The sequence below is a fragment of the Bacillus sp. JJ1562 genome, assembly GCF_036962705.1.
Classification (GTDB): domain Bacteria; phylum Bacillota; class Bacilli; order Bacillales; family Bacillaceae_L; genus Ferdinandcohnia.
Genome location: NZ_JBALOQ010000057.1, coordinates 23,967 through 48,610, shown reverse-complemented (window position 1 = coordinate 48,610; position 24,644 = coordinate 23,967). Strand labels below are relative to the sequence as shown.

25 protein-coding genes and 3 riboswitches are annotated in these 24,644 nt (G+C 36.0%); of the genes, 15 read left to right on the top strand and 10 right to left on the bottom strand.

The features are described from left to right. Window positions 1-331: 331 nt before the first annotated feature. The 3 genes from V7097_RS23795 to V7097_RS23785 all read left to right on the top strand — a co-directional run bounded on the left by V7097_RS23795 (window position 332) and on the right by V7097_RS23785 (window position 3,310). Window positions 332-1,171 carry a CPBP family intramembrane glutamic endopeptidase gene (locus tag V7097_RS23795; protein ID WP_335706118.1) on the top strand — a complete coding sequence of 280 codons (840 nt, stop codon included), beginning with the start codon at window positions 332-334 and terminating at the stop codon, window positions 1,169-1,171. A gap of 280 nt (window positions 1,172-1,451) precedes the next feature. Then, window positions 1,452-1,537, top strand: a riboswitch (cyclic di-GMP riboswitch). 73 nt (window positions 1,538-1,610) lie between these two features. Then, window positions 1,611-2,309 carry a hypothetical protein gene (locus V7097_RS23790; protein ID WP_335706117.1) on the top strand — a complete coding sequence of 233 codons (699 nt, stop codon included), beginning with the start codon at window positions 1,611-1,613 and terminating at the stop codon, window positions 2,307-2,309. An 89-nt stretch (window positions 2,310-2,398) separates the two neighbouring features. Next, window positions 2,399-3,310, top strand: coding sequence for an HD-GYP domain-containing protein (locus tag V7097_RS23785; protein WP_335706116.1), 912 nt, complete (start codon window positions 2,399-2,401; stop codon window positions 3,308-3,310). A 233-nt stretch (window positions 3,311-3,543) separates the two neighbouring features. On the opposite strand, the gene V7097_RS23780 is transcribed toward V7097_RS23785, so the two are convergent. Next, a complete protein-coding gene (locus V7097_RS23780; protein WP_335706115.1) occupies window positions 3,544-4,389 on the bottom strand; it encodes a formate/nitrite transporter family protein in 846 nt (281 codons plus the stop codon). Between the two features lie 433 nt (window positions 4,390-4,822). Here V7097_RS23780 and V7097_RS23775 point away from each other — a divergent pair, with 433 nt between their 5' ends. After that, complete coding sequence (locus V7097_RS23775) at window positions 4,823-6,028, top strand: HAMP domain-containing sensor histidine kinase (protein WP_335706114.1); 1,206 nt, start codon at window positions 4,823-4,825, stop codon at window positions 6,026-6,028. A 73-nt stretch (window positions 6,029-6,101) separates the two neighbouring features. On the opposite strand, the gene V7097_RS23770 is transcribed toward V7097_RS23775, so the two are convergent. Next, entirely contained in the window at window positions 6,102-7,493 is a 1,392-nt protein-coding gene (locus tag V7097_RS23770) for an APC family permease (RefSeq protein WP_335706113.1), read from the bottom strand. A gap of 329 nt (window positions 7,494-7,822) precedes the next feature. On the opposite strand from V7097_RS23770, the gene V7097_RS23765 reads away from it, so the two are divergent. Next, window positions 7,823-8,671 carry an MBL fold metallo-hydrolase gene (locus V7097_RS23765; protein ID WP_335706112.1) on the top strand — a complete coding sequence of 283 codons (849 nt, stop codon included), beginning with the start codon at window positions 7,823-7,825 and terminating at the stop codon, window positions 8,669-8,671. 120 nt (window positions 8,672-8,791) lie between these two features. On the opposite strand, the gene V7097_RS23760 is transcribed toward V7097_RS23765, so the two are convergent. Beyond that, window positions 8,792-9,973: a NupC/NupG family nucleoside CNT transporter gene (locus tag V7097_RS23760; RefSeq protein WP_335706111.1), complete on the bottom strand. Its 1,182-nt coding sequence runs from the start codon at window positions 9,971-9,973 to the stop codon at window positions 8,792-8,794. 336 nt (window positions 9,974-10,309) lie between these two features. Between V7097_RS23760 and V7097_RS23755 the strand changes: the two genes are divergently transcribed. Then, the gene (locus tag V7097_RS23755; RefSeq protein WP_335706110.1) at window positions 10,310-11,023 is read left to right on the top strand and encodes an RluA family pseudouridine synthase; all 714 of its coding nucleotides are present in this window, start codon (window positions 10,310-10,312) and stop codon (window positions 11,021-11,023) included. Between the two features lie 25 nt (window positions 11,024-11,048). Here the strand turns inward: V7097_RS23755 and V7097_RS23750 are convergent, their stop codons facing one another. Together V7097_RS23750 and V7097_RS23745 are read right to left on the bottom strand one after the other, a co-directional pair. Further along, window positions 11,049-11,393, bottom strand: coding sequence for an AzlD domain-containing protein (locus V7097_RS23750; RefSeq protein WP_335706109.1), 345 nt, complete (start codon window positions 11,391-11,393; stop codon window positions 11,049-11,051). Continuing rightward, entirely contained in the window at window positions 11,386-12,099 is a 714-nt protein-coding gene (locus V7097_RS23745; RefSeq protein WP_335706108.1) for an AzlC family ABC transporter permease, read from the bottom strand. The genes V7097_RS23750 and V7097_RS23745 overlap by 8 nt, the downstream gene beginning before the upstream one ends. A 386-nt stretch (window positions 12,100-12,485) precedes the next feature. Between V7097_RS23745 and V7097_RS23740 the strand changes: the two genes are divergently transcribed. The 7 genes from V7097_RS23740 (at window position 12,486) to V7097_RS23710 (ending at window position 17,765) form a co-directional block, all read left to right on the top strand. Further along, window positions 12,486-12,983, top strand: coding sequence for an LURP-one-related/scramblase family protein (locus V7097_RS23740; protein WP_335706107.1), 498 nt, complete (start codon window positions 12,486-12,488; stop codon window positions 12,981-12,983). Window positions 12,984-13,108: 125 nt separating this feature from the next. Next, entirely contained in the window at window positions 13,109-13,846 is a 738-nt protein-coding gene (locus V7097_RS23735) for a MerR family transcriptional regulator (protein WP_335706106.1), read from the top strand. A gap of 71 nt (window positions 13,847-13,917) precedes the next feature. After that, on the top strand, window positions 13,918-14,850 hold the full coding sequence (locus tag V7097_RS23730) for an ABC transporter ATP-binding protein (RefSeq protein WP_335706105.1): 933 nt from the start codon (window positions 13,918-13,920) through the stop codon (window positions 14,848-14,850). Further along, entirely contained in the window at window positions 14,850-15,584 is a 735-nt protein-coding gene (locus V7097_RS23725) for an ABC transporter permease (protein ID WP_335706104.1), read from the top strand. Before V7097_RS23730 ends, V7097_RS23725 begins: the two co-directional genes overlap by 1 nt. Window positions 15,585-15,770: 186 nt before the next feature. Then, window positions 15,771-15,817: riboswitch (PreQ1 riboswitch) on the top strand. Between the two features lie 123 nt (window positions 15,818-15,940). After that, window positions 15,941-16,441, top strand: coding sequence for a preQ(1) synthase (queF, locus tag V7097_RS23720; RefSeq protein ID WP_335706103.1), 501 nt, complete (start codon window positions 15,941-15,943; stop codon window positions 16,439-16,441). A 20-nt stretch (window positions 16,442-16,461) separates the two neighbouring features. After that, a riboswitch (PreQ1 riboswitch) is annotated at window positions 16,462-16,505 on the top strand. Between the two features lie 47 nt (window positions 16,506-16,552). Next, window positions 16,553-17,218 (top strand): 7-cyano-7-deazaguanine synthase QueC, encoded by a 666-nt coding sequence (queC, locus tag V7097_RS23715; protein ID WP_335706102.1) that lies wholly within the window; start codon window positions 16,553-16,555, stop codon window positions 17,216-17,218. 4 nt (window positions 17,219-17,222) lie between these two features. Beyond that, window positions 17,223-17,765: a VUT family protein gene (locus V7097_RS23710; protein ID WP_335706101.1), complete on the top strand. Its 543-nt coding sequence runs from the start codon at window positions 17,223-17,225 to the stop codon at window positions 17,763-17,765. A gap of 129 nt (window positions 17,766-17,894) precedes the next feature. On the opposite strand, the gene V7097_RS23705 is transcribed toward V7097_RS23710, so the two are convergent. After that, window positions 17,895-18,761, bottom strand: coding sequence for a LysM peptidoglycan-binding and 3D domain-containing protein (locus tag V7097_RS23705; protein ID WP_335706100.1), 867 nt, complete (start codon window positions 18,759-18,761; stop codon window positions 17,895-17,897). A gap of 222 nt (window positions 18,762-18,983) precedes the next feature. Here V7097_RS23705 and V7097_RS23700 point away from each other — a divergent pair, with 222 nt between their 5' ends. Then, window positions 18,984-19,325, top strand: coding sequence for a zinc ribbon domain-containing protein YjdM (locus V7097_RS23700; RefSeq protein ID WP_335706099.1), 342 nt, complete (start codon window positions 18,984-18,986; stop codon window positions 19,323-19,325). 81 nt (window positions 19,326-19,406) lie between these two features. Here V7097_RS23700 and V7097_RS23695 read toward each other — a convergent pair whose 3' ends face one another. The 4 genes from V7097_RS23695 to V7097_RS23680 all read right to left on the bottom strand — a co-directional run bounded on the left by V7097_RS23695 (window position 19,407) and on the right by V7097_RS23680 (window position 23,526). Then, window positions 19,407-20,309 (bottom strand): EamA family transporter, encoded by a 903-nt coding sequence (locus V7097_RS23695; protein ID WP_335706098.1) that lies wholly within the window; start codon window positions 20,307-20,309, stop codon window positions 19,407-19,409. A 161-nt stretch (window positions 20,310-20,470) separates the two neighbouring features. Beyond that, a complete protein-coding gene (locus V7097_RS23690) occupies window positions 20,471-22,003 on the bottom strand; it encodes a glycine betaine uptake BCCT transporter (protein ID WP_335706097.1) in 1,533 nt (510 codons plus the stop codon). Window positions 22,004-22,071: 68 nt separating this feature from the next. Further along, complete coding sequence (locus V7097_RS23685; RefSeq protein ID WP_335706096.1) at window positions 22,072-22,749, bottom strand: hypothetical protein; 678 nt, start codon at window positions 22,747-22,749, stop codon at window positions 22,072-22,074. Window positions 22,750-23,034: 285 nt separating this feature from the next. Continuing rightward, window positions 23,035-23,526: an SRPBCC domain-containing protein gene (locus V7097_RS23680; protein WP_335706095.1), complete on the bottom strand. Its 492-nt coding sequence runs from the start codon at window positions 23,524-23,526 to the stop codon at window positions 23,035-23,037. 333 nt (window positions 23,527-23,859) lie between these two features. On the opposite strand from V7097_RS23680, the gene V7097_RS23675 reads away from it, so the two are divergent. Next, window positions 23,860-24,636: an isocitrate lyase/PEP mutase family protein gene (locus tag V7097_RS23675; protein WP_335706094.1), complete on the top strand. Its 777-nt coding sequence runs from the start codon at window positions 23,860-23,862 to the stop codon at window positions 24,634-24,636. The last annotated feature ends 8 nt before the right edge of the window (window positions 24,637-24,644 follow it).

Here is a 24,644-nt window from a genome sequence, read left to right as displayed (position 1 = left end):
GATTAATACATATCTAAGATAGAAAGGGATCTGAGGTATAGGTAATTGATCATGTTATGAAAATTAACAATTGGAACCAGGAGTGTCTGAAACCAATTTTACAAAATAGGAGTGAAAAATCCGTTATGATAAATGCATTGAATCCCAGTTGATGCTAACTTTTCTACAAAAATTGCAAGAGAAAATTAGGCAACCGACTCTTCACTATATTGTCTTTATTAATATTTGAGCAGGAGTGTAGCATTTTATTCAATTTTAAAAAGTAAAATGGATTAGACAGTAGTACTTCAGTCATAATCCTTTTTAGGAATTAAGAAGGGGAGCGAAAGATATGCATTGGGGAAAGGTAGTAATGCATAGTTTGTGCTTGGTAATGTTATTTTTAGCAGCTGTTATTTTTGTAAATCCACTGACGGATTGGATTCATAACGATACAATTCGTGTTGTTGTTAAAGAGTTTATACGTATAGTGGTTACTCTTGGACTATTCTGGCTGTACGCCATGCTTTTTTTAAAAAAGTCGAGTGCATATTTTCGTATTCATAAACTAATCAAGATGGATAAATTGTGGGTCTTTGTAGGACTATTGCTTCCACTTACAGTGATTGTTTTTTATGTGTTTATGCAATACGCTATTTTTGAACGGCAAGACCAACTTTCTATCCCATCTATAGTAGCGATTATCGTTGGATCGCTCATTACGGCATTCTCTGCCGGAGTGATTGAAGAAGTTTTGTTCCGAGGCTATTTGTTTAAGCTAATCGAAGACAAATGGAATGTGGCAACTGCAGTTTTAGTGAATTCCATTTTATTTGGTGCACTGCATTTACTCACCCTCAATGGGCTTCAGTTACTTGATGTATGTTTGATCCTTATCGCAGGCACTTTGGTTGGTATAATGTTTTCGCTAATTGTTTATAAAACGGGGACAATATGGAATGCAGTTGTAGTGCATATTATCTGGAACTTTTTCTTAAACTCTACTATTATACAATTTGCATCAAAGACCGATAAAAATCATTCCTCACTAGTGATGTTAAGGTTTAAATCGAATGACCTTTGGATTACGGGTGGTTCTTTTGGAATTGAAGTTTCTATCCCTGTTGTCGTACTGTATGTACTAACTATCAGTTGGCTTCTCTTTCAGAAATCTGAATTCAGGAAGGTATAAGAATAGAGACTGTCCCTTGATATAAGAGGGGTTGTCATATTTTAAAGTTTGTTGATTTGTTGATTTTATTTATGTCTAGTTCTATTAACTTTAATGCAGCTAAACCAATGGCTGAGTGAAAAAATATTTTAACGTATGAAAATAGGAAACTTTATTTTTTTCAGAAAATCTAAATTTTTTACAAAGAAATCTAATTAATTTTATAAAAATACAAAATATTACAAAATTAGCTATAGATATAGTTCATTAGTCCTTGTATAATAATGGTAGATAATATAATAGACTCAAAGGGCAACCTATCTGAAAGGATATGGACGCAAAACTACAGGGGCTAAAGTATGACTACTATGCCAGCCAGTTGCGAAATGGAAAAGGCCCGTTTATATGAAATGGGTCTTTTCTATTGTCTACATAGTTAAAAGTGGGGAGGAGTAATCATATGAAAAAGGTTTTCTCGATTTTAATTTCAATCACCATTTTTTTAGGGGTAGGATTTCCAGTTTTTGCAGCTGAAGATGAAGATGAAGATGTTCGAAAAGCAATTGAATTAATTGAAAAGACAAACAAGGAAATTGATGAAAAGATTGAAAAAGCAGTAAATAAAGCAGATAAGTTACAAGCCGAATACCTTCTTGACATTCGTAAAATTGAAGAAGGAGATACTGTAGTTAAATTAAAAGAAGAAAAAGAAAAAGTATTGTCTGACTTAGTAGCTACTCGAAACGATTTGAAAAAACGAGAAAAAATAAATAAAAAATTAGAAGAAATTAATACAAAGCTTAGTAATGAGGAAGCAAAAATTAATAGTAAAATCGCAGAAATCAAGCAGGACATAGAAGAGGCAACCCATCAACTAATAACTGCAGATGATAAGGATACAAAAAAAATGGAAGAAAAAATTAACAAATTAGAAGATAAATTGGAAAAAAGATCAGAGAAGTATCATGAAAAAACAGAACGGTATACAAAAGACTTAGATAAGGTTATTACGGATATTTATAATGAAACACTTAAAATGTCATCGGAAACTATTAAAAAGGCTGCAAAAAAGGGAGTTCAGGCTGAATGTAGCTGGAAGCTTGTTCGTTTTGCAGATAAGTGGGTTTGGATTGACCCTATTAAAGTAGTGGGTTGGTAAAATAGTTTTACAATTCTGAATAAAAATGTAGTACAATAAAAACGAGTTCTATGTAGAACTCGTTTTTATTGATTGTAAGGTGGGATAGTATGGCCGGTTTTACAATTGGAAAACAAGGAACATTCCTAGAAACAGTTAATTTTGATAATAACCTTGAGATTAGTTTAGTTACTCGAGGGGATGGAGTGGAAATAATAACACAATCTATTGGCGAAGGAAAATTATTCTATGTTTATCCCAGTGAAAATGTAGATGCTTTAGAGTTTTATTATATTTTATCTGGAGAAGTCGAGTGTGAACTTAATAATAAAAAGCATATATTAGGTCCGGAAGACTTCTTCTCAGCCAAAGGGATTAGCGATCCAATCCACTTTACTGCGCTGTCCAAGGTAACCTTACTATGTGTATTTACCGAACAAATCTTTGTCCATATAAGTAAGGATATATCCTCTCTTATAGAAATTAAGAAACAAGTAGAAATAAAAGATAGATATACTCAAAAACATAGTGATCGGGTGGCAAATTATTCCGTAAAAATAGCTAAAAAACTAAAATTAGATAAAGAGCGTTTAGTGAATTTAACGACGGCATCTGTACTTCATGACATCGGTAAAATTAATGTGCCAATTGAGATTTTAAATAAACCAGGGCGATTAACGGATGAAGAATATGAAATTATCAAGAAACACCCAGTAGATGGTGCAGAAATGATTAAGGACTCTTATTATAAGGAACTTGCTCCTATTATTGAACAGCATCATGAAAGGCTGAATGGAAGCGGTTACCCAAATGGTTTAAGTGGAGAAGACATTGTTTTAGAGGCAAGGATTATTGCTGTAAGTGATACATTTGATGCGATGACAGAAGATCGAGCCTATAGAAAAGCATTTAAGGAACAGATAGCAATAGATGAACTTAAGAGACTGGCCGGCTCCCATTATGATGAAGAAGTTGTAATGGCACTAGAACAAATATTAATAGAAGAAGGACGAATAAGCTAATTGGTGTTGTTATCAAACAGTACCAGTGGGTTTTATTTGAAATTTGTAGGTGTGGGGAGCCTTATTATAGGTTGACAAGGTTCTTAACTTTACAGAGGACGGAAAAAATATTGAACAAAAATTATTTGCCAGCTGTACCATAATCCTATTCTTCAAGAAATTTTTAGCCCCTTCTTTTAACAAGGAGGGGCGTTGTAGGTTCCTATACGAAATCCCAAAATAATATACTATTACTACATTTCTTTTCTCTTTAGAGCAGGCGGGTAGTTAATAATTACGTTTTCAGTTTTCGTTACCTTTTTCTTATTAACTAGATGAAGTGCTAATCCTGTAAAGATAAATCCGCCAATAAAGTTGCCGATTGTAACTGGTATTTGGTTCCATATCCACCAATCACCCAATGTAATATCAGCACCCATAAGAATAGCTGTTGGAATAACAAACATATTTACAATAGCATGCTCAAATCCGTGGGCGAAAAATAAAAATACAGGTAGCCACATGGCAGCAATCTTTCCTATAGTTGAACTTGAAATGAATGCCATAAAGGCTCCTAACGTTACCATCCAATTGCATAATATGGCCTTTGTTATAACAACAATTAATCCGTCTCCGCCAATGCTTTTATATGCAAGGGTTTTTCCCTCTGCCACAGCAATAATTTTATCAATCATGGCTCCTTGAGTGATATGCCCTAGTTTTGTCGCAACGATATAAAATAAGATACCGTATAAAAGACTTCCTAAAAGATTTCCGAGAAAAGCCCAAAAGAAGTTGTAGACGACATTTTTACTAGAGGTAAGACCTCTTATTCTAGCAAGCGGAAGCATTGCGAAGTTTCCAGTTACTAGTTCAAGGCTTAGTAATAATATAAGTACAAATCCAACCGGAAAGACAAAAGCACCTACAATACTAAGGCTTGTATCAATTGCAGCAGTAAAGGCAAGTGTTGTTGCAAAACCCAATAAGGCTCCTGAGAGTATCCCTTTAATCAAAATGTCACTTATCTTTAGGATGGATTTATAAGCACCTGCATGTGCAACATCCTCTATTAATTGAGTTGGTTTAACATAATCCAAGGCCATGCCTCCATTATCTTTTATATATTTAGACTCTTTTATTGTAATGAGAAGGAATTTGCCACCGCAAGACTTTTTTACAAAAAATTACATTTACTTATATGTACGGTGAATATGGTAATCACAGAATAAATGATGTTTATTGTGCGATAAGTAAGGAGCTTTTGGAGTAAACGCCTGTGATTTGACTTAAAATATAACAAAAGATAGGAGACAATCCGATATGCATCAGTTAATAAAAATTGCTAAGAGTTTTGGTATACGACACCAATATTGGAGACTGAACGACCTCAAGTGTGCATAAAAAATCGTGCGCAAATACGTGATGGTGTAATTGAGATTTTCTTCTATCAATAGTATTGATTACCTATTTCATCTTTAAAAATGATATATTTTAAAGGATGCATTTAGACTAATAACCAAAGAGGTAAGTATGAAGGAGTTTATGAATAAATTTAGTAATAAAATATATTATATTGTTGTTTGGCTTATCATCGCCATTATGGTAACAGGTTTGTTGATTGATAACCCGTATTTTGGTGAATTTAGGTTTGGTTATCTATCCCATGTTATTCTTGTATTCATTCTGTCAGTATGTCTATTGCTTTATCCTAGGAAAAGTACTGGTATTCTTAGAGTAAGCATTATACTGGTAGCATCCATTTACTTTTATTCAATTTTTCTTTTATACCCAGAAACAGGTTCCTCCTTTATTTTTTTATGTTTTATACCTGCACTTTCGATTTTGTTTTTTGATAAAAGGCTTTTTTATTTTTCATTGATTTTAAACTGTGTATCGATCTTGATTTTATTTGGATATATTACTTTTATAAATCAAGAGCAATTCATCTATTTAGAACAGGATTTAATAGGGAGTTTAATAAACTTTTTTGCAAGCCAAATAATCATTTATTTTATCTTTTATTTAACAAATGGAAGAATGGAAAAACAAAAATTATATTACGAACAAATTCAACAGTCTGAGCGTTTGAAGATATCTGGTCAACTTGCAGCTGCGGTAGCACATGAAATTAGAAATCCTCTGACGGTTGTAAAAGGTTTTTTGCAGTTATTTGAGCAAGAAAGTTCAAATTCCCCTGATCGAAAAGGGTATGTTACTTTAATGATTGACGAATTAAATAGTGCTGAACAGGTAATTTCTCAATTTTTATCTCTGGCAAAACCAATAAAAAATAGAGAAACTGAAATAGTTGATGTTAAGGTTATTCTTAAGAGTGTTACAGATTTACTCTATTCATATGGACTTTTACATGAGAATCGGATCGAATTAAAGGTAACGGGTGAATGTAATATCTCCGCTAACAACATAGAGTTAAAACAAGTACTTATCAATATTATAAAAAATGCAATTGAGGCTTCTAATGTAGGGGACTTAGTTCTAGTAACAGCTGGAAAAGAAAAAAAATTTGTAGTCATTAAAGTAATTGATTATGGAAGGGGAATGTCAGAAGAAGAAGTTGACTCTCTTGGAACTCCTTTTTATTCTTTAAAGAGTAAAGGAACTGGTTTAGGAATGATGATTAGTTTTAATATTATTGAAAAATATAACGGCACGATTCACTTCCAAACTACTGAAGGTCATGGAACAACTGTTATCATTCGTTTTCCGTCATTATGATCCATCCGTGCCAAATAAAAAGTGAGCTTACATTGTCTTTTGTATGACAACGTAAGCTCACTTTTTGCACTTTTTATTCTTTATTCATTACGCTATGATTTTTACCATAAGCAAAATAGAAGAGTAATCCAAATACAAACCAGATACCGCATGCAATCCATGTAAAGACAGAGAGCTGAGTAATTAAAAATAAACATAATAAGAATGAACAAATTGGTAAGATTGGAAAGAATGGTACTTTAAAACCATTGGAAGGGATACACTTATTTTTTCTTAAGTAAATAACTCCGATTGAAACGATTGTAAAAGCAAGTAATGTTCCCATGTTAACTAGTTCTGCTAGTTTAGATAATGGAATGAAGCCTGCACAAAAAGCTACAAATGTTGCAAATACCCACGTATTTTTAACGGGTGTTTTATTTTTTTTACTAAGCTCATACATACTTTTTGGCAGCAATCCATCACGGCCAAACGCGTATAGAAGTCTAGTTCCGCCATATAACATAACAAGGATAACAGTCATCATCCCAACAACAGCACCGAGTGAAACAACGCCAGCCACCCAATCTTGATTGACGATTTGCATAACATAGCTAACTGGATCACTTACATTTAGATTTGTATATGAAACCATCCCGGTCAAAACAAGTGAAACAGCAACATACAGAATTGTACAAATAAATAATGATCCAATAATTCCGATTGGCATATTACGTTGTGGGTTCTTTACCTCTTCAGCAGCTGACGAAACAGCATCAAATCCAAGATAAGCAAAGAAAACAAGGGCTGCTCCACTCATAACGCCATTCATTCCGAACGGCAAAAATGGTTGCCAATTAGCAGGCTCAACATAGAAAATACCTACTCCAATAAATAAGAGAATAACACCTACTTTAATAAATACCATGATCATATTAACCTTCGTAGATTCTCTTATCCCGAGCGTTAATAAAAAGGCAGTGGCAAAAATAATGGCTATAGCCGGAACATTTACATATGTTCCATCTGCTGGATTAAAAGAACCAGAGATTGCCTTTGGAATGGTAATATTAAAACCTTCTAACAAAGCACTTAAATAAGCAGACCAACCAGTTGCAACCGCAGCAACTGCTAAGCCATATTCTAACAGTAGAGCCCATCCAACTAACCAAGCGATTAATTCTCCAAATATAATGTATACATACGAATATGCGCTACCCGTTACTGGTATGGTTGAAGAAAATTCTGAATAACACATAGCTGCCAATGCACAGACAATAGCAGCAATAATAAAGGAAAATACAATACCAGGCCCAGCGTGCACCGCAGCTACGGTCCCAGGAAGAATGAATATACCCGTTCCTACAATGGCACCTACCCCGAGTAGCATTAAATCAAAAGCACCTAACGTTTGCTGTAGCTGATTATTTCCCTTTTTATTCAGTAAATCTTCGAGATTTTTTTTTCTAAATAAAACATTTTTCATATTGAACCCTCATTTTTTTGGAAATATGTTAAAGATTCTAGATGTTTATATCTTAAAGGTCAACCGATTTTGTCGAATTGCCAATATTTTTGTCGAATAATTAGATGTTTCTTAAAAATTAAATTGAAAAGTGTAGACTAAAATAGTTTATCCAGAGTGGAGCATATCTATCGTTATATAAAAGAGCTATTTTCGAAAGCTAATTAATATGCCAAAACATGAAAACAAAAAGAAATCATTGAATGTGCGAAAGCTTGACGACTATAATGGTTGGAGTAAACTACCGAGATTTGTCGAAAGATAGTATAAAAGAAAGGAGACAGTCCGTTATGCACTCAATTAACAAAATAGGACAGAGTTTCTGGTACATCACTCCAATTTCGGAGACTGACCGACCCATTCTAGGGATGGTGGTGGGTCAAAACAAGACATTAATGATTGATGCAGGCAACTCCGAAGACCATGTCAATTATTTTATGAAAGAAACTTTAAAAAGTGAGGCTCCATATCCTGATATGGTTGTTCTTACACATTGGCATTGGGATCATATCTTTGGACTTTCAGCGATACCAAATACCGTTTCGATTGCTTCTAATAAAACGAAAAAAGAAATGGAGAAGCTCATCCCGCTTTCATGGTCAGACGAGGCTATAGATGAACGAGTAAAAGCGGGTACGGAAATTGAATTTTGTGCAAAAGCGATTAAGAATGAATATACGGATCACCGAGATATCACGATTGTGTTGCCGGATGTAACCATCGAAAAACGAGTGGAAATTGACCTTGGCGGAGTAACCTGTATCGTACAACACGTTGGGGGAGATCACGCTGCCGATTCAGTAATCGTGTATATCAAAGAAGAAAAGATCCTTTTTCTTGGTGATTGCATTTATCCTGATATTTTTTCAGCGAAAGATAACTATACCATCAAGACAACACTTGCGCTATTAGATGAATTAGAAACATTCGATGCGGATACATATATCCCTTCGCACCAAAGGCCGATTTCCAAAGAAGAATTTAATCAGGAAGTTGCGAAGCTTAGAGCCGTTGCAAAATATACAGATATTTGCGGTGGAAATGAACAGAAAATAATTGAGGAATACGAAAAGTACGTAAAAAGGGAACTGACAGAAGACGAACGGGAAACAATTAATAACTTTGTTAATGGTTATTAAATGATCCCTGTGTATACCAGGAATACTTAATTTCCAAAGCAGATTATGGTTAGATCATAAAAAGGAACCCACTCCAAGGAGTGGGTTCTAACTATTAGCGAACAATTTTAAACCTTGGTTTTATAAAACAAAACTAACAATGATACCTGAAAGTATGCTTACAAGTGTGGCGCCATATAAAAGCTTTAACCCAAAGCTTGCGACGACATTCCCTTGCTCTTCATTCAAACTTTTAACTGCCCCGGTAATAATGCCGATAGATGAGAAGTTGGCAAAGGAAACTAGGAATACTGACAGTATCCCAAGAGTGCGGGAACTAAAGTCATGATCGCCTCCGGACAAATCCAACATTGCGACAAATTCATTTGTCACTAGTTTAGTCGCCATAATTCCCCCGGCGCTAACTGCTTCTGATAAAGGAATCCCCATTATGAGTGCAATTGGGGCAAACAGATAACCTAATAGCTGCTGAAAGGAAATAGTAAAGATTAGCTCAAACACGTGGTTAACTGCGGCCATTAAAGCAATGAACCCAATCAGCATGGCGCCAACGATAACTGCAACCTTAAAACCATCAAGGATATACTCCCCGAGCATTTCAAAAAAGGATTGCCTTCTATGCTCTTGTATTTCTAATAGATCTTCATTTGGTTTTACCTCGTACGGATTAATGATAGAAGCTATGATAAAACCGCCAAATAAATTTAAAGCTAAAGCCGTGACAACATATTTTGGATCAAGCATCGTCATATAAGCGCCAACTATAGATATTGATACAGTTGACATCGCAGAAGCACATAAAGTATACAAACGCTGTTTTGAAAGGAGGCCTAGTTGTTTTTTTAAGGTGATGAAAACCTCCGATTGTCCGACCATCAATGAAGCAACTGCGTTATAGGATTCAAGCTTACCCATCCCATTCACTTTACTTAATATCCAGCCAATTCCCTTCATAAGATACGGTAGAATTTTCAAATGTTGGAGAATTCCAATTAATACAGAAATGAAAATGATTGGTAGTAATACAGTTAAAAAGAATGGAGCCTCTCCCTCATTTGCCATGCCGCCGAATACAAAGGAAATTCCTTCGCTTGCATATTCGAGAAGTATGTTAAAAATAGTAGAAATTCCCGTGATGATGAGTAAGCCGAATTCCGTATTTAATAGGAATATTGATAAAATAATTTGAATGACGAGCATTATGATAATTGGAATAATTTTTATCCTTTTTCGATTGGAGCTTGCCAGCCAAGCTAAAAATAATACAACAAGAATGCCTAAAATTGAAATAACATATTGCATATGTAACCTCCTGATGATTTAAACATGATGTATATGCGTCCGATAAAGTTTACGCTCGCATAGCAACCTCTTTTATTGATGTTACAATGGATATTTTGCCCACATTTAATAAAAAGAACCCAAACATTGTTTTATTAAGATAGTTTTTTTCTGTTTTATAATGTGAAGGCCCGTATTAAACATAGGAAAGATTCAACGGTTACTAATCTTTATCTTAATGGATGCAATTTATCTAAGTACATAGAATAACATTAACAGGGGAAAGTAGGCAATTGGCGAGTATTTGTTAGAAAGATGTTATGATAGATGGATTATGCCTAGGGAGATGAAAAATCTATGAATATCTCAATATTATTTGAAGATAATCATCTGCTTTTGGTAGAAAAGCCAATTAATGTTCCTGTACAAGCAGATAGTAGTGGAGACCTTGATTTGTTAACGAAGTTAAAAAATGACCTAAAAACACGGTACCAAAAGCCTGGTAAAGTTTATTTGGGGCTTGTCCATCGATTAGACCGTCCAGTTGGTGGTGCCATGGTGTTTGCTAAAACTTCTAAGGCCGCTTCAAGATTATCGGATATGATACGTAGACATGTGATCGAACGTCATTATTTTGCGGTTGTTCATGGTACACCAAAAAAGAAAAGGGGACAACTAGTGCATTATCTACATAAGGATAATCAGAAGAATAAGGTATTCGTTGTTTCCCCTAGTCACTCAAACGGTAAAAAAGCAGTGCTAGATTACGAGGTATTAGAATCGAAAAAAGGATTAAGTCTACTGTCTGTGAATCTTCAAACAGGGAGACCTCATCAAATCCGAGTTCAGTTATCATCAATGGGTAACCCTATTTTTGGGGATCAAAAATATGGAGAGCATCTTAATAAAACTGGGCAACAACTTGCACTTTGGGCCCATTCGCTTTATTTCGAGCATCCAGTTAGGAAGGAACCATTAGGGGTTTATTCATTACCACCTAATAGTTATCCTTGGGGTCTATGGGATTATTTAAAGGTGGAAGCGGATATTTCAATTTTGCAGAAAATGTAAAAAATCCATCAACACCTTGATTAAATCAATTAAACATATTACTAGAGTTTATAAAAACTATATTCAATACAAAAAACAGTTCTACTACAAAAACAGAAATACAGGCCAATAGGGCAACACTCACTAGGCTTGCTCCACGGTAGGCAAAAAGAATGGCAACAATAAAGCCAATTAGCGCGGACCATGGTGATGCCGTTGCCTCTAAAATGGCTGGAAAGACCATCACTGCCAATGTGACATATGGAACATAGTATAAAAATGATCTGATATAGACATTTTTGATTTCTTTTCTGACGAGTGTAAGTGGCAGAACCCGTATGAGATACGTCACAACTGCCATCAGCAAGATATAAAAGATAGCATTATTCATATGTATTCTCCTTTACTGGAAAAACAAACGCTGCGATACCTGCAATCAAAATCGTTAAGATGATAATTTTTACACCGGATGAGATGGACTCAAGGAATGGTAATTCAGCAAAAATCAGGCTTAGTACCATCGAAATGACAATCAAACCGGTGAGGATTTTATTCCCTTTTGCAGGGGGAATAATGACAGCAAGCAGCATTCCGAACAGTGCAATACTTAAGGCACTAATCAATCTTGGCGGTAGAATATTGCCCGAAATAACACCAAACAGTGTACCTAGCGCCCATCCCGGTACTGCAGCGCTCATTACACCATAAGTGTAATAAGGGCTTAATTTTCCAGGAACGGCAGAGGACACACCAAATACTTCATCCGTAATCCCATATGCCATTATTGATCGATGGAAAATGGACGTGTTTGGATCAATCTTTTGGGATAACGCAAACGACATTAGAAAATATCTAGAGTTGATAATCAGCTGTGTGACAACAATTTCCACGACTGTTGCGACACTGGCAATAAGCGTAAGCCCAGCGAATTGGCCGGCTGATGTTAAATTAGTCACGGACATCAATACCGCCTCAAATGGATTTAGCCCTGCTTGCTTGGCTAGAATGCCAAATGTAAACGAAACTGCAAAATAACCCATGGCAATGGGAATTCCATTCTTTAACCCACTTTTCCATTCTCTTATGTTTGTATTCACTTTCTCTCCTCCAATGATGCTACGATGAAAGGGGCATTTATTAGAAATATCTCTATCTCATTTACTTTTTGGCGCCTTAACGTATGAAAGTGATTCTAGCATACGTATTTGTTTTAGTAAAATTAATAATTAAATAGACTATTGTTTCTTATTTTTATGAATAACTGCTGGTTAATCAGGTAGGATGAACCGTAGCATAAGTAGTGAGAGCTTCTAAGAATTGAATTGATAAGTGGGGGATGTAATCGTCTCCGTTTGCATACCTTTTTTCGTTTAGAAGGTATTCTGAGAAAATACGTAGAATATATTTAATGAAGCGAATCACTTGTGCGGTAAGAAAGATTGTATAGTAGATATATCAGACAAAAAAATAAGGGGAGGATTGCATGAAACAACTCTATATAAAGCAAAAGGTATTCAGCCTAAGTGGCAAGTTTACTGTAAAGGATCATAAGGAGAGGGATGTTTATTACGTAGAAGGCAGTTTTATGAAAGTTCCTAAGACCTTTTCCATTATGAATACAAAACGAAATGAAGTTGCGCTCATTACAAAAAAGGTATTTAGCTGGTTACCGAAGTTTTTTGTTGAGGTGAATGGCCGAGAGGTGGTAACAATTAAGAAGGAGTTTTCCTTCTTTAAAGCACGCTATACAATCGATGCGGCAGGCATTGAAGTACAAGGCAATTGGTGGGATATGGATTTTCAGGTATTACAGCATGGTAAAGTTATCGGTAAAGTGAGTAAGGAATGGTTCACGTGGGGCGATAGCTACAAGGTTCAAATATTGAATGAGGAGATGGAAGCCATCATCATTGGGATTGTTGTTGCAATTGATTGTGTGAAGGCTGACCAAGCAGCCGCTTCCTCAGCGGCGTCGACTTAACGTAAGGACAGGGAAACCTGTCTTTTTTTTACGTTTTTAATATATTTTTGAATATTTGCATTTTTGTATTGAATCACACGTAACGTGTTGTTTTATACTTTAGGTAATGAGGAAGGGGGCACAAAATGTACACGATTGGTCAATTATCAAAGAATACAGGAGTAACGGTAAGAACGTTAGATTATTATGATGAAATTGGTTTGATTAAACCTTCATCCAAAACGAATGGTGGGCATCGTTTATATAATGAAGATGATGTGATGCGGTTAGAACGAATTTTAGCATTAAAATACATGGGATTCACATTGGAACAAATTAAAGACATCTTAAAAAATTCATCTTCAACTTGGCAGCAGGCAATCGAACAACAATTAGAGATGGTAAGACGTGAACAAGAACGATTAAAAATGTTGGAACAGGCACTTCTTGGTGTTTCGTATTCTATTGAAATAGAGGGTAAAATCAATTGGTCCATTATTTTTAAAACAATTCAATTGTATCAACAAACCCCAGAAGATATCCTTCAACAGTATAAAGAATATTTAACAGAAGAAGAAATGAAAAAAATTATACAGATGAATGAAAAAATAACTGAGGAAGATTCCAAGGAATGGTTACAGATTATTAGAGATATTAAAAATAATCTTGAAGCAGATCCAACTTCTGAAGTGGCTCAAGGACTAGTTGAACGGTGGATAAACCATTCAGAAAAAATGTTTGGAAATGACGAAAAATTACTTGGTCATATGTGGGAATCACTTCAAAATTTAAAAGAAGGTATTGTCTTTTATCCACTGAATAAAGAGGTAATCAATTTTATTGAACGTGCAGGATCTGTTAAGTATGGGAATGGTGAGTCGTAAGAACCTTGATCAATAAATACAAATTTTTTGATGTGCCTTTTAGCTAATAAGACTTAATAGGGGGAAATAGGATGATCCTTAAAGTAGAAGGTTTAACAAAGCGTTTTTCTAGCCGAGGAAAGTCTGACAAAGTAGTGAATGCCAATCTTACATTTAGTATTGAGGAAGGTGAAATTTTTGGACTTCTGGGACAAAATGGTGCAGGAAAAACGACTTTGGTTAATCAAATTTTAGGCCTATTAACACCGAATGCTGGAGATATTAACCTACTTGGCGAATCTGTCGTACAATCACCTTCTCGAGCGAGATCTATTTGTTCAGTGCAACCACAGTCTCAGGTGTCGTTAGGTTTACTGACCCCAAAGCAAGCCGTAACGCTTATGGGCAAAATGCGAGCGGGGAATAAGTTTGATCCGAAGCGGGTGGAAATGCTATTTGAAGCGTTAAATATGGGAGAGTGGGCGAATGTGGAAGGTGAAAAACTTTCAGGTGGTGCTCGCAGGTTAACAGCCTTTTGCATGGCGGTGATTGTTCCCGGTAAATTAGTCATACTTGATGAACCGACAAACGATGTAGACCCAGTTCGCAGGCGTTATCTATGGCAGGTCATACGTGAACTGACGAATGATGGCACTTCTGTTATTTTAGTGACACACAATGTCATTGAGGCTGAAAAGGCAGTAGACCGAGTAGCCATCTTACACAATGGGAAGCTTCTAACTCAAGGGACACCATCAGAAGTAAAAAACTTGGTACATGATCAAATGCGCATGGAGGTCAACGTACTCAGGGACTTTGATGAAATAGATCTCCCTAGTTGGATGCTTTCCTCAAATCGGAAAGGTTCTAGGTTGTTATTTACAATTGACCAGTCAAATGTATCATCAACAATCGATTGGGTAAGAGATCAAGTTAATAAAGGGTTGGTTATGGATTACTCCTTGTCACCATCTACAATTGAGGATGTTTATATTGAACTAACTTCCGGGAAGGAGGCCGTGTAATGAATACTATACTAAGCCACTATAAGTACGTTTTTCAAATGCAGCTATTAAGGAATGGAGGGTTTTTGGTATTTATGGCCCTCATTCAAATTTTAATTGCAATCGGGATTGTGATCGGCTTTACCTATTTGATTCCAGACCCAAGTAGCAGTAGCATCCTTTATTTAGCAACAGGTGCACCTACTTTAATTTTGATCTTTACTGGTTTAGTTATTTTACCTCAACAAATTGGTACAGCTAAAGCGGATGGATATTTGGAGTATATTAAGACGTGGCCAGTCAACCGTTCTGTTATTCTTGGTGCTGATACTACGATATGGTTAATCATCACTGTTCCTGGCATAATTGTTTCATCTATTTTTGCCCATGTTATGTTTCATCCAGGATACGATGTTTCTTGGACTATAGGTCCAGCTTTAATCATGATTGCCTTAACATCCATTGGTGTTGGTTATGGATTTTCCTATATGTTGTCACCAATAGCCTCACTCGCAATCTCTCAAGTGACCGTCTTTGGGGCACTTATGTTTTCACCGATAAATTTTCCGATGGAGCGACTTCCTGAATGGCTTCAAATACTTCATGAGGTATTACCAATTTATTCGATGGCAGAAATAATGCGTGCCTCTTTAGCTGGCTCAACCTTTACGGCAGATATAGGGAATTATTTGAATTTAATTATCTGGTGTATATTAGGGTACGGTGGAGCTATCTACATTTTAAATAAAAGATAAGAAGATTTATGTATAACCGTGTATATCAAATTATAAAATAAAGAAAAAGGAAATAAAGCTCGTTAAGTCCTGATGTCCAAAGTCTATATTTTTTAGACTAGTTGACAGCTTCATATAAAAATTTCCATTTGACGTTCTCGCCTATATATTATATATTGTATTGAGGTAAAGAATGCCCAGGTAAATATGGGAGAGGTTCATAGCTGATACCCTCTATAAAAAACTATGGAAACATGACAAATGCCATGTCCATAATCGGATGTGGCTTTTTCTGTTTTTTACATATGTATTTTATAGAATGATTGGCTAAACCTCTCTTGACAAGTGTTGGGAAACATTTACAAGGAGGTTTTTTTATGTCTGGCCGAAGCCATGAAGAAGGATTAAAAGATTTAACACTATTAGGTAATCAAAATACTCAATATTCATTTGAATATGCACCAGAGGTACTCGAGGCAGTAGATAATCTTCATTCAAATCGTGATTATTTTGTGAAATTTAATTGCCCAGAGTTCACTAGTCTATGCCCACTTACACATCAACCTGACTTTGCGACAATGTATATTTCATATATTCCTGATAAAAAACTTGTTGAGAGTAAAGCATTAAAGTTATATTTATTTAGTTTTAGAAATCATGGTGATTTCCATGAGGATTGTGTCAATATCATTATGAACGATTTAATTAACTTACTTGATCCAAGATATATCGAGGTTTGGGGGAAATTTACTCCACGTGGAGGTATCTCGATTGATCCATGGTGTAATTATGGAAAGCCTGGAACGAAATATGAGGAAATGGCAAATTATCGTTTAATGAATCATGATTTAAATCCAGAAAAAATAGATAATCGATAAAAACATTGAAAAATTTAATGATGAAAGAGGTTTTTAGCTACCCTCTTTAAAAAACTAAGAAACAGCACTTTTTCTTAGAGTGCTGTTTTTTCGTTAAAAGGTGGTCTAACTATGAAGCGGGAAAAAGCAATCGTTGTGTTTAGTGGGGGTCAGGATAGCACAACATGTCTGTTTTGGGCAAAGGAACGTTTTGAAGAGGTTGAAGCAGTGACTTTTGATTATGGTCAAAAGCATCATCTTGAAATCCAATGTGCGAAGGAAATAGCTGCAGAACTTGGTATCAAACACCACATACTCGATATGTCGCATTTGAACCAGCTTGCTCCGAATGCATTGACACGACAAGATATTAGGGTAGAAGAGGGAGAAAATGGAGAGTTACCATCGACTTTCGTACCTGGTCGAAATCTACTCTTCCTTTCATTTGCAGGAGTTTTAGCGCGTCAAGTAGGGGCAAAGCATATCGTGACTGGCGTTAGTGAAACAGATTTTAGTGGATATCCCGATTGCCGTGATATTTTTATGAAATCTTTAAACGTAACTTTAAATTTATCGATGGACGATTCTTTTGTGATTGAAACACCGTTGATGTGGCTGAATAAGGCACAGACATGGGAGCTTGCCGATCAACTTGGGGCACTGGAATTTGTCCGTGAAAGAACCTTAACTTGCTATAACGGTATTATCGCAGATGGCTGTGGTGAATGTCCGGCTTGTAAACTACGAAAAAAAGGGCTTGATGATTTTTATTTGGGGAAATCAAATTTAAAGGGGTAATATCATGAGAATACTATTTTACTTATTATCTATTGTTGCCGCGAATGTAGTAACGGCAGCACTTGCACCATTACAGTTTGGAATTTTTATCGTTCCAATGGGTACGCTGCTTGTAGGAGCGACCTTTATTCTACGGGACCTAGTGCAAAATAAATATGGTAGAGGGAAAACGTATTTATTTATTTTTATAGCTTTAACCCTATCAGCATTGGTTTCATTTATGCTTGGAGATACATTATTAATCGTGGTGGCATCGGCAATTTCATTTGTTGTCTCTGAATCAGCTGATACAGAAATTTATTCTAGATTGAAACTACCAATAGCTTGGCGCGTGTTTTACAGCGGAATTGTTGGAGGGTTTCTTGATTCTGTTATTTTCGTAATTGTTGGTTTAAGTCCACTTGGAGCTAATATTCTGCCTTGGGAGGCTGTACCTGCTGCTATTTTAGGGCAAATTATTGTTAAGACGATCATTCAAATGATCGGTGCTCTCATTTTGAACCAAGTTCGATTGAATCATTTGGATAGCGCAGAAACAATTAAATAATAATCTATGAAAAGGCCACATTTTTGTGGCTTTTTCAAATTTCTTTAAAAGAAAAACACTGCAAAACCTTGAACTCCATGATTTCGCAGTGTCCTAAGTTGAAGATTCTAAAACAAAGCTGATTCTGAATCAGTCTAAAACGGTCACCTTCACTTGTTTTCTACCGAAATTGATAGCATCTTGTTTAGAAGGAATAAAAATATCGATTTTATTTCCTTTGATGGCTCCACCAGTGTCTCCGGCAATTGCTTCTCCATAGCCTTCTACATGGACTTTACTGCCAAGAGGAATAACAGATGGGTCAACAGAGATAACCTTTGCATCTGGGTTTTCTAATAGATTAATTCCAGTGGATGTTATGCCAGAACATCCTTCACATGTAGCGGTATAAGCTGTAGCTTCTACAATAATTTCCTTTGTATTACTTGTTGATGCAGCTTTTACTTCAGCTGTGCTTTCCTTTTGCGTTTGAGTAGCTGGTACTGCAGCTGTGCTAGTATTTGTTGTTTCAGTTACTGGTGCAGCTGCTGTTTCCTTTTGTGTTTCAACAGCTGGTGCTGCACTTGTAGTTTCCTTTGGTGCTGCTTCAACAGGCTGTGCTGGTGTTTCAACAGTAACAGCAGCCGTAGCTTTTGCGCCTTCAAAGATTAATAGATTTAATCCAGGATGGATTAAGTCAGGGTCAGTGTGTATTTGGTTCCACTCTTGAAGTTGAGGAACCGTGACTTGATGTTCTCTTGCTATGCCCCATAGTGTGTCACCTTGCTCAACTGTATATTGTTTTTCTGGCACAATAGTTAGATCATCTCCAGGGTGGATGAGGTCTGTCGTTAAGTGATTTTGCAATTTGATATTTTTGACTGATGTATTATTAGCTTGTGAGAGATCCCAAAGTGTATCTCCTTTTTGTACTGTAATCGTTGATGCTTGTACATTAGCACTTACTGTGACTGAGAGTACAGTCCCTGCCAAAATTGCTACCATTTTTTTAAGCATTCTATTACCCTCCATTTTCCTTAGTTGCTAATTTTTAATAATCGTAACATAGATTTTCCGTAGAAAAAGAACAGGGAGGTTTTAATTTGGTAACATCTATGGCAGTTATATTGCAAAAGTATTTCTGGTAGTAGCTAAAAAGGAATGCTACAAGTCATAGTGAAGTATAATATATGCTAAGATGTAGTGGATGATATCAATATATTAATGGAGGAAATATAAATGAGTATTCTACCAAATTGTCCCAAATGTAATTCTGAATACACTTATGAGGATGGAGCACTATTGGTTTGCCCAATATGTGGTCATGAGTGGGCTTCAGGGTCGGAAGTGGAGAATAGTGAAGATAAAGAGGTAATTAAAGATGCCAATGGTAATGTATTAAATGATGGGGATACTGTAACAGTCATTAAAGACCTTAAAGTAAAAGGAAGTTCTTCTACGCTCAAGCAAGGTACTAAAGTAAAAAGCATTCGTTTGGTAGAAGGAGACCATAACATCGATTGTAAAATTGATGGATTTGGAGCCATGCAATTAAAATCGGAGTTTGTTAAAAAGTTATAGCATGTGGTTTTCACGAAAAAAGCGTCAAAGACATTGTCTAGTCTTTGACGCTTAAAATTATCTGCATATTTTTCAAAAATGCTATCCCTCAACATGCCTTCTAGCTCTATAAAGCCTACTACCAAGCTCGTTTACCGCAATTGCTACTAATATTATAGCCGTGCCGAACCACTGTAGCCCCGTTACCGTTTCTGACAAAATAATGCTAGCAGATAGGATAGCAACCGGTAATTCGATAGATGTCAATATATTGGCGATTCCACCTGAAACCAATGGTGCACCCACTGCGAAAAAGAGTGGGGGAAGGACTGCGCCAAACAGCGAAACACCAACAGCAGTCGTTAATAAGTTTGCCTCTAATGGCAATACAGATGGAATGTCACGCATGAATAGGAAAAGGATTAAGATGGTGGACCCAGTTGCCATTAAGGAAGTCCTGGTTAATGGGTTTACTTCTACGGCGACCTTTCCGCTGAAAAAAATAAATCCCGCATAAGTGAATGCAGAAAGAATACCGAAGAGGAAGCCTTTAAAAGGGAGTCCCTGGATGTCACCATTTACTATATTTGAAGCAAAAAAGACCCCGACCAAAATTAAAACAATCGAAAGAATAGTTACAGGGGCAGGTTTTACTTTACTGAAAATCCATTCTAAAATAATTCCGATCCAAACGAATTGAAACATTAATATGATGGACAATGAAGCTGGCAGATATTGCATCGAACCATAATAAAAAATACTTGTTAATCCGATAAAACAACCCGTTATCATAATTTGTGGAATGTTTTTCTTATTTAGCCCCTTAAAGCTTGGGCGTTTAATGAGTGTGATAGTCCATAATAACAATGAGGAAATGATCATTTGAACGATATTAATTTGGCCAAGTGAATAGCCATGGCTGAACCCTAATTTAGCAAAAACCGGTGTAAACCCAAAACATCCAGCACCTACTAATACAAATAAGATGCCTTTATTTATTTTCATTATGAAACCTCCTGCTGCTCAAAACTATTAAACTATTATAGCATAAGAAGAGGCTTGGCTGGTCTTATACACTCTTTTAAATGGAAGGTTCTTTTTGGAAATGATCCTATATAAAAAAATCTCCTTGACCAATGATTTCATCAAGGAGATTTCTTATGACCTCAATTCTTTATAGAACGCGTTATACTTTTATTGCCTCTTTGTACTTCAACCTCACTTTTTAAACCTTTCAATAGTGAGAAGGACATGATGATCAAGATAATCGCAAAAGGGAGGGCAGCTGCGATGGAGGCTGTTTGCAATACGTTTAATCCTCCAGCTAAGAGTAGTACAGCAGCTAAAGCTGATTGAATAACACCCCAGGTTACTTTTATTTTATTCGAAGGATTTAATGTACCACCTTCACTTAACATGCCTAATACAAAAGTGGCTGTGTCAGCAACTGTTATATAATATATGACCACGACAGCAAACCCTAAAATACTTAACATAGAACTGAATGGAAGATAATCAAAGAATGTAAAAATAGACAATGAGACGTCTTCAGTAAGACGGGCTGCAAGGTCATGATTTCCTGTGTTTTGAACAAGATCTAATGCGGAACCCCCAAATACGGACATCCAAAGGCATGTTCCGAGGGTAGGGAAAATCAACACGCCAATCACAAACTCTCTAACTGTTCTTCCTTTCGAAACTCGGGCAATGAACATACCAACAAATGGAGCCCAGGCTATCCACCAGGCCCAATAAAATAACGTCCATGATGCAATCCATTCCCCTTCGCCAAAGGGATTTAGTCTTAAACTCATCTGAATAAAATCACTAATATAGAGACCAGAGGTATTAAAAAATACTTTTACTACGGTCATGGATGGACCAACAATGAAAATCAGCAGCATAATCGCAAAGGATATAATCATCGCAGCATTAGATAAGTATTGGATTCCTCTCTCTAAGCCTGTATTAATCGAGATTGTAAAAATGACTGTTGCGACTGCAATCACAATTATTTGGACGAGTAACACATTAGGAATGCCGAATAAGTCATGCATTCCAGCCGTAACTTGCATGGCACCAAGACCCAAGGAGGTGGCAATACCGAAAACTGTTGCAAAAATTGAAAGTATATCAATGGTCTTCCCAATTGGTCCGTAAATTCGATCGCCTAGCATTGGATAGAATGCCGAACTAACGGATGCAGGAAGCTTTTTGTTATATTGAAAAAAGGCAAGGGCTAAACCAATAACAGTGTAGATTGCCCATGGATCAAGACCCCAATGAAAAAAGGTATATTTCATTGCATTATTGGCTGCGCCAACTGTATAGGGTTCACCAACTGGAGGATTTGTGTAATGGGTGACTGGTTCGGCAACACCCCAATAAACAATCCCTATACCCATCCCAGCACCGAACAGCATTGCAAGCCAAGAAGCGGTATTGAAATCAGGTCGGTCTGTTTTTTTACCTAGCCGAATATCGCCATATCTCGAAAACAATAAATATACAGAGAAAATCACAAAGAACAAGGTTGCACCAAGATATACCCAGCCTAGGTAATCAATTGAACCATTATAGATGATATCGGTGACATGAGCGAGATTCTCTGTAAAAAAGACACCCCAAATAATAAAAATAAGGGTAAGGATTAATGAAATAATAAAAACGCTTGATCCGTTTTGACTTTTTCTAGCCATGGGAACCTCCTAGTAAGATAAATGCATTATTTTTTGTTAGTGAAATTAGGATTTATCAAAAGATAATATCACGTATTCTGATCTTGAAGATTATAAAGAAACTCCCACTTGTCGGCGTTCATCAACTCAAACGCTGAAACTTCTAGACCGCCTCCTAGATAAACGGTTTCGGCTTTAACTGCCAAAACCATAGCTATGAATAATTCGGTACTGTCCTTCTTTTGATAGATGTCTCCTAAGGCAGGTAGCAATGCATTGTTTAAAAGATTGACATTTTGGGACTGTGTATCCTGTAAGTCTGCTACTTCGTTAGACTCAATATCTTTAAAATCAATTGGGTGGCTGTCTTTGTCACGGCCAGGTACCATTAACAAATACTCATTGTGCTTAACTCCGTGAGAATTACTTGTAATGATTCCTTTTCTATCAACCGTTTCAGCCATTTCAATTTCATTTAGAGAATAAGTATCTAAGGAATCAGGCCTTGGATTGTGAATTAAAATATAATCTCCTTCTTCAGCATTTTGATCGAGTCTGAGCGTATATGCTTTATGATTGAAAATAAAGCTGTCTAGTTCCTTTGGTTTATATTTTTCCACTTGTGCTGCACTGGTTAAATGCTGTGTTAGATCCCTTAGCTTTATAAGATGAACGGATTGCTTATACATTGGTTTTACCCCATAAACCTTATGTAGCTCGTTATTGTAATAGACAAATTGTCCTTTTCTAACCTGAAACAATTTCACCAATAAAACTCCCTTCAACCATAGGTTTATCATGCTGCGAAAACACTAGAGATATTTGAATGTAGTGGAAGGACTTTCACTTTATCCTTCATTAGCATGTCTTTTTTTAGGTAAAACAATGTAAGAATGGGAAAGTTTAAAATGGGAGGAGAAGTTGTAGGCTTAAGGATTAGGTTTGTGTATTGATTTCAAATCCAAATAAATAATGAAAAAGAACAATGAGAAGACTGCTATCTATTCACAGAGTTCTCATTGTTTTTTATTCGTACTCGACTTATATCAGTTTTATTTAATCTTTGATAGGTAATCAGCAAGTTGCACGAAGGTTCCTGAAAAGCCCTCATGAACCATTTCTTGCGACTCCTCGTATGTTTTTATTTCCTCCTCGGTCGGAGATACAAGAGTCCCAATCATCGTAAGAATTGTTTTACCTTCAGACTCATTGAATGTATATGTGTTGAGAATTTCCAGTGGCCAGTTTTCGTTAAAAGGAGCACGAACGATGTTTCCATTCTCATCAGAAAAGAAAGAAGTGTAAACAAGCTTCTCAGGAGCATTTATTTCATGATAAACGAATTTAACCCACATGACGTTACCGTCAGGAGAAGTCTGACTGTAGTGGAAGACACCATTCTTGCCTAACTCGAGCTTAGCAATATCAAAAGCCCATCCTTTTGGGCCCCACCAGTTCTTCAAATGTTCAGATTCGGTGAACGCCTTAAAAACAAGTTCACGAGGAGCGTTGAAAGTATGAGTGATTTCGGTTTTTGGAAACATATTATCCCTCCAATGATTGTTTTTATATTGATAAAATTCCAAGCCCGCAAGATTTATGAAATTTTCCTATAAACGCATAGGGCATAAAACAACAATATATAATGTAGTCTATCCATTTGGATTCATATATAAATGGATTGCAATTTTTAAGTATTCTATTATTAAATAATGTCACTGAACATGGAGAATAAGGAAATAAGGCTTTAAAAGTGGAGCACAATTTAGCTTCACTTTTTTTGTTGTCTAAAATGACAGACCATAAGAGCAAGAATAAGGACGAAATAGATGATGATTACTTGTTAAAATAGTTCCAATAACAGTAGGAGGAACAAAATGACCAAGATTCAGGAATTTAATGGATTGCATTCTTCAAATGGATTATTATTTCTAGGAAACGCTTGGGATTTACTTTCAGCCTTAATGCTTGAAAAAGCAGGATTCAAAGCAATTGGTACAACCAGTTGGGGTATTGCAAACTCACTGGGACTTTTAGATGGAGAATTAATTGATTTTGACAGACATTTAGGAATCATTAAAACTATAGTTGAGAATGTGAAAATTCCTGTTTCAGCTGATATTGAGGCTGGATATAGCGAAGACACTAACAAGATCATTAATAATGTTTTAAGGACTGCAGATGTAGGGGTAGCAGGTGTCAATATTGAAGATTCATTGAAGAAATCGAATGGATTAAGAGAGATTTCACAACACTGTAATCTTCTGGAGAAAATTCGAATAGCGTTAGACAATAATGGTTATAAAGATTTTTATATTAATGCTAGAACGGATACTTATTTTCAGAGGGAAAACCCTTTCGATGAAACAATAGCACGAGCAAAGGCGTATGTTGAGAGTGGCGCTAGTGGGATTTTTGTCCCCGGATTAAAAGAACCTAATGAGATTAAAGGAATTACCATGAATGTAAATACGCCACTAAATATATTATCTTTACCCGGGCTCACAAATTGTAATAAGCTTAAAGAATTAGGAGTGAAACGATTTAGTTTTGGAAATGCCCTATCTGATAAAGTGATTGCTTATTTAGAAAAGAAGGTTAACGAATTATTAGAGCATAAAGATACGTCCCTTTTGTACGCGACAGAGCACTAATGTGAAAG